The organism is Synechococcus sp. B60.1, assembly GCF_047462555.1.
Lineage (GTDB): Bacteria > Cyanobacteriota > Cyanobacteriia > Thermostichales > Thermostichaceae > Thermostichus.
The window spans coordinates 27,830-33,591 of sequence record NZ_JANSJN010000005.1 but is presented as its reverse complement, the minus strand read 5'-3'; the positions used below and the strand labels follow the sequence as shown (position 1 = coordinate 33,591).

Annotated in this window: 4 protein-coding genes; all 4 read left to right on the top strand. The window is 59.5% G+C overall.

Going from position 1 to position 5,762, the window contains the following annotated elements; all coding sequences use genetic code 11:
- Positions 1–72: 72 nt before the first annotated feature.
- Positions 73–825 (top strand): pyruvate formate-lyase-activating protein, encoded by a 753-nt coding sequence (gene pflA, locus NW863_RS01215; RefSeq protein WP_414363944.1) that lies wholly within the window; start codon positions 73–75, stop codon positions 823–825.
- 188 nt (positions 826–1,013) lie between these two features.
- Positions 1,014–1,424: an OsmC family protein gene (locus NW863_RS01210; RefSeq protein ID WP_414335832.1), complete on the top strand. Its 411-nt coding sequence runs from the start codon at positions 1,014–1,016 to the stop codon at positions 1,422–1,424.
- Between the two features lie 93 nt (positions 1,425–1,517).
- Complete coding sequence (adhE, locus tag NW863_RS01205) at positions 1,518–4,148, top strand: bifunctional acetaldehyde-CoA/alcohol dehydrogenase (protein WP_414363943.1); 2,631 nt, start codon at positions 1,518–1,520, stop codon at positions 4,146–4,148.
- A gap of 55 nt (positions 4,149–4,203) precedes the next feature.
- A partial coding sequence (locus tag NW863_RS01200; protein WP_414363942.1) for an acetate--CoA ligase family protein occupies positions 4,204–5,762 on the top strand: 1,559 nt, incomplete at its 3' end.

The following is a 5,762-nucleotide window of genomic DNA, read 5'->3' as shown; positions in this document are numbered from 1 at the left end:
AACATGGCCAGCAATTGGGAAGAAAACCTCAAGATTAGTTGATATTTTGCAAAAGCCATTGAGGATAGAAGTATGGATACCCCGCTCAACCCCTTGACGCCGATAACCGGCCGCATTCACTCGGTCGAGACCTGTGGCACGGTGGATGGGCCAGGGATCCGCTTTGTCATCTTCCTACAGGGCTGTCCTCTGCGCTGTCTGTACTGCCACAATCCCGACTGTCGGGATCCCAATGCCGGCCAGGTGGTGACGGTGGACTCCCTCATGGCGGAGATCCAGCGCTGCCGCAATTACTACCTCAAGGGTGGGGGAGTCACGGCCAGCGGGGGGGAACCGTTAATGCAACCCAACTTTGTGGCCGAGATTTTCCGCCGCTGCCACGAGCTGGACTTGCACACGGCGCTGGACACTTCCGGCTACGCGCCCTTGGGAGTGGCCAAGCCGGTTTTGGCCCATACGGATTTGGTGTTGCTCGATATCAAGTCCTATCTGCCAGATCTCTATCGCAAAGTTACCGGCGTTTCGCTGCAGCCCACTCTCGATCTGGCTCGCTATTTGGATCAGATTCACAAGCCCACCTGGATTCGTTTTGTTCTCGTTCCTGGACTAACAGATCCTGAGGAAAACATCAAGGGCTTGGCTGAGTTTGTGGCCACTCTATCCAACGTGGAGCGGGTGGAGGTTTTGCCCTTTCACAAGATGGGGGAATACAAATGGCAGCAGTTGGGACTGCCCTACACCCTCAGCGATGTCCAGCCGCCCACGCCGGAACAGATCAACCACGCTTTGCAGATCTTTCGCGAGCGGGGATTGGTGGCGGTTTAATGGCTGCTAAGACTTAGTTTATTGCCGTAGCAACAGTAACAAAAACAGAGCCAATCCCCATTTGCATCAGCTTGATCCCAAAGTCATCTCTAAAATTCTTAGGCTGCCCCTAAAGTAGCGCTAGGTTGAACTTATAGGCTAGGAGCTGGCCAACTCTGGCAGATGGAAAAATAGAGGAGGGATCCCCAGTGGAAGTGCGCGTAACCTACCAAAATGGCGTTCAATTTCAAGCCGAAAGCCGCGGCCATCGCATTCTCAGCGATCAGCCCTTGGACAACCACGGCCAAGATCAGGGAATGACGCCACCGGAGTGGTTTTTGGCCTCTTTGGGTGCCTGTGTTGGCTTTTATGCCGTCAAGTATCTGGAAGCGCGGCAGTTGGATCCTCGGGGGCTGGAAGTGGTTGTTACTGCAGATAAAGTTGAGCACCCCAGCCGCTTAGACAACATTTGCATTCGCGTTCAGACGGGGATCCCGCTCGACGAAAGGCAGCAAAAGGGTCTGGAAAAAGCTGTCGATGCTTGCATCATCCACAACACCCTCACCCATCCCCCAAAAATGACCACCGAGATCCAGGTTCCCGCACCTGTGGGCGCTTAGCCAGCCAGGGAGCCCAGGGAGTCTTGTAGCTCTAACTGTTACTCTTGCCTCAACTCTTAACCCGTATGGATGTGATTTTGGAGGGATCCACCTATGCCTGTTACCAATCTCGAGGAACTGGAAGCTTTAATCCAACAGGTGAAAGCTGCCCAGATTGAGTATGCCACCTTCACCCAGGAACAGGTGGATCGAATCTTTCACAAAGCTGCCCTGGCGGCCAACAACGAGCGGATCCCCTTGGCCAAGTTGGCCGTAGAGGAGACCGGCATGGGTATTGTGGAAGACAAGGTGATCAAAAATCACTTTGCCTCTGAATACATTTACAACAAGTACAAACACGAGAAAACCTGTGGCGTCATTGAGCGGGACGAGAGCTTTGGCTACGAGCGCATTGCCGAGCCGGTGGGGCTTTTGGCAGGCATTGTGCCGGTCACCAATCCCACTTCGACGACTATTTTCAAAGCCCTCATCACTCTGAAAACCCGCAACGCCATCATTTTTGCGCCTCACCCCCGCGCCAAACGATGCACCATTGCCGCGGCCAAGGTGGTCAAAGAGGCGGCTGAGGCGGCAGGCGCGCCTGTGGGCTTGATTGGCTGGATTGACGAGCCCACGATTGAGCTTTCTCAGGCTTTGATGCAGCACCCGGAGGTGAAATTAATCCTGGCCACCGGCGGCCCCGCCCTAGTCAAGGCGGCCTATTCCTCCGGCCACCCCTCGCTGGGTGTGGGAGCGGGCAACACGCCGGCGGTCATCGACGCCAGTGCCGACATTCCCATGGCCGTCAGTTCAATCTTGCTCAGCAAAACTTTTGACAACGGCATGATCTGCGCCTCGGAACAGGCGGTGATTGTGGTGGAGGCCGTTTATGAGCAGGTGAAGGCGGAGTTTTGCCATCGAGGGGCCTACTTTTTGGATCCGGAACAAACGCAAGCGGTGCGCCGCATCCTCCTCAAGGATGGCCGTCTCAATCCGGCTATTGTTGGCCAATCGGTGCAGACCATCGCTGCTCTGGCCGGGATCCAGGTACCCGAAGGCACCAAGCTGCTGATTGGGGAAGTGGACAAGGTGGGGCCCGAAGAGCCGTTTTCCTACGAAAAATTGGCCCCTGTTTTGGCCTTCTACCGCGCCAAGGATTTCCACAGCGCCGTCGAGGTTGCTGTCCAAGTGGTCAATTTCGGTGGGCGGGGCCACACCTCTGTCTTGTATACCGATCCCGCCAACCAGGACGATATTGCCTACTTTGAGCATGCCCTCCAAACAGCACGGGTGCTGATCAACACCCCCTCTTCCCAGGGGGCGATTGGGGATCTCTACAACTTTAGGCTGGATCCCTCGTTAACTTTGGGCTGTGGCACGTGGGGGGGCAACTCGGTCTCCGACAATGTGGGGCCGCGCCACCTGCTCAACATTAAAACCGTGGCCTACCGGCGGGAAAATATGCTCTGGTTCCGGGTGCCGCCCAAGATCTACTTCAAGCCGGGATGTCTACCGGTGGCGCTGCGGGAGTTGGCCGGCAAAAAACGGGCTTTTTTGGTGACCGATAAGCCCCTCTTCGAGCTGGGTGTGCTGCAGCCGGTTACCCAGGTTTTGGACGAGCTGCACGTGAACTGGGATGTCTACCACGATGTGGAGCCGGATCCCACCCTCAGCAACGTCAACCGCGGCTTGGAGCAGTTGCGCCAGTTTCAGCCGGATGTCATCATCGCCGTGGGTGGCGGATCCCCGATGGATGCGGCCAAGGTGATGTGGCTGATGTACGAGCAGCCCCAGGTGGAGTTTGAAGGCCTGGCAACGCGCTTTATGGACATCCGCAAGCGGGTCTACGAGCTGCCGCCGCTGGGGCAAAAAGCCCAACTGGTCTGCATCCCCACCACTTCCGGGACGGGATCCGAGGTAACGCCCTTTGCGGTGGTGACCGATGACCGGGTGGGGATCAAGTACCCCCTGGCCGACTACGCTCTCACCCCCAGCATGGCCATTGTCGATCCGGATCTCACCCTGAAGATGCCCAAGAAGCTGACGGCTTACGGCGGCATCGATGCCCTCACCCATGCCTTGGAAGCCTATGTCTCGGTGATGGCCAGCGAGTTTACCGACGGGCTGGCGCTGCAGGCAATTAAGCTGCTGATGACCTACCTGCCGCGGGCCTACGAGAAGGGAGCTGAGGATCCAGAAGCACGGGAAAAAGTCCACTACGCCGCCACCCTTGCCGGCATGGCCTTTGCCAACGCCTTTTTGGGGGTGTGCCACTCTTTGGCCCACAAGCTGGGATCCACCTTCCACCTGCCCCACGGCCTGGCCAATGCCCTGATGATTACCCACGTCATCCGCTACAACGCCACCGACGCCCCCTTCAAGCAGGCCATCTTTCCCCAATACCGCTATCCCAACGCCAAGCACCGCTATGCCGAAATTGCCGATTACCTGCAGTTGGGGGGAGCCAATGATGATGAAAAGGTCATGCGCCTCATTGAGGCCATCGAGGAGCTGAAGCGGAAGCTAGGGATCCCGGCCAGCATTCGCGAGGCCCTCAGCGAGAGCGAGCAGGCCTTTTACGACCGTCTGGAAGCGATGGCGGAGCAGGCTTTTGATGACCAATGCACCGGCGCCAACCCCCGCTACCCCCTCATTCAGGATATGAAGGAGCTGTACGTCTTGGCCTATCGGGGCTGCCGGGTGGAGGCTGCCCTCTACCACCAGCCGGAGCCGGCTCTGGTTTAAGGTCGGCCTTCCTCCCCGCCAAAACGTACTTCTCCCTTCCCTCCTTGCAACGGCTATGGCTACGCTGCACCGCCCCGATCCCAGCCTGGACATCTGGAAGGCCAGATCCCACCCCTTAGATCCCATTTTTCTGCCTCGCTCGGTGGCGGTGGTGGGGGCAACAGAGCGCGAGGGCAGTGTGGGGCGCACGGTGCTCTGGAACCTCATCAGCCACCCCTTTGGCGGCACGGTCTACCCGGTCAACCCCAAGCGGCACCAGGTGTTGGGCATCCGGGCCTACGAGCGGCTCTCTGCTCTGCCGGAGCCGGTGGATCTGGCCATCATCGCCATCCCGGCAGCCGGGGTGCCGGCGGTTATTCAAGAATGCGTCGAGGCCGGCGTCAAGGGGGCCATTGTCCTCTCGGCAGGCTTTAAGGAAATTGGCCCGGAGGGGCTGGAGCTGGAAAAGGCCATCCAAGAGGCTGTCCGCGGCAAGCTGCGCCTCATTGGTCCCAACTGCCTGGGGATCCAAAATCCCCACACTGGCCTCAATGCCACCTTTGCTGCCCAGATGGCCCGACCCGGCAACGTGGGGTTTATCAGCCAAAGCGGGGCGCTCTGCACCTCGATCCTGGACTGGAGCCTGCGGGAAAATGTCGGCTTTAGCGCCTTCATCTCCCTGGGATCCATGCTGGATGTGGGCTGGGGGGATCTCATCGACTATCTGGGCGAGGATCCCCATACCCACAGCATTGTCCTCTACATGGAGTCGATTGGGGATGCGCGGTCGTTTGTGTCGGCGGCCCGCGAGGTGGCGCTGAGCAAGCCCATTATTGTCATCAAGGCGGGGCGTACCCAGGCGGCGGCCCAGGCGGCAGCTTCCCACACGGGATCCCTCACCGGCAGCGACGCGGTTTTGGATGCAGCCTTCCGCCGCTGCGGTGTGCTGCGGGTGGATCACATCGAAGACCTCTTCGACATGGCGGAGGTGCTGGCCAAACAGCCCCGCCCGCAGGGCCCCCACCTCAGCATCCTCACCAATGCCGGCGGACCGGGGGTGCTGGCCACCGACGCCCTCATCCGCGCTGGGGGATCCCTGGCCCAGCTCTCTCCCCAAACCCTGGAGCAGCTTAACTCCATCCTGCCGCCCCACTGGAGCCACGGCAATCCCATTGATATTTTGGGCGATGCCGGGCCGGAGCGCTTTGCCCAGGCGCTGGAGATCGTGCTGCGGGATCCCGCCAGCCAGGGCTGTTTGGTGATCCTCACCCCCCAGGCGATGACGGATCCCACCGCCACTGCTGCCAAGGTGGTGGAGACCTGGCGGCGCAGCGGCTCCCGGCAGCCCATCCTGGCCAGTTGGATGGGGGGAGACTTGGTGGATGCCGGCGAGCAGATCCTTAACCAAGCGGGGATCCCCACCTACCGCTATCCGGATCAGGCGGCACGGGTGTTCAGCTATCTGTGGCGCTTTAGCGACAACCTCAAGGCCCTCTACGAAACTCCCACTCTGCTCCCTGCAACAGCGGTCGAGGGCGAGAGGGTGCAACAAATTCTCGGCCAAGCCCGGCAGCAAGGTCGCCGGCTCTTAACCGAGGTCGAGTCCAAGGAGATCCTGGCCGCCTACGGGATCCC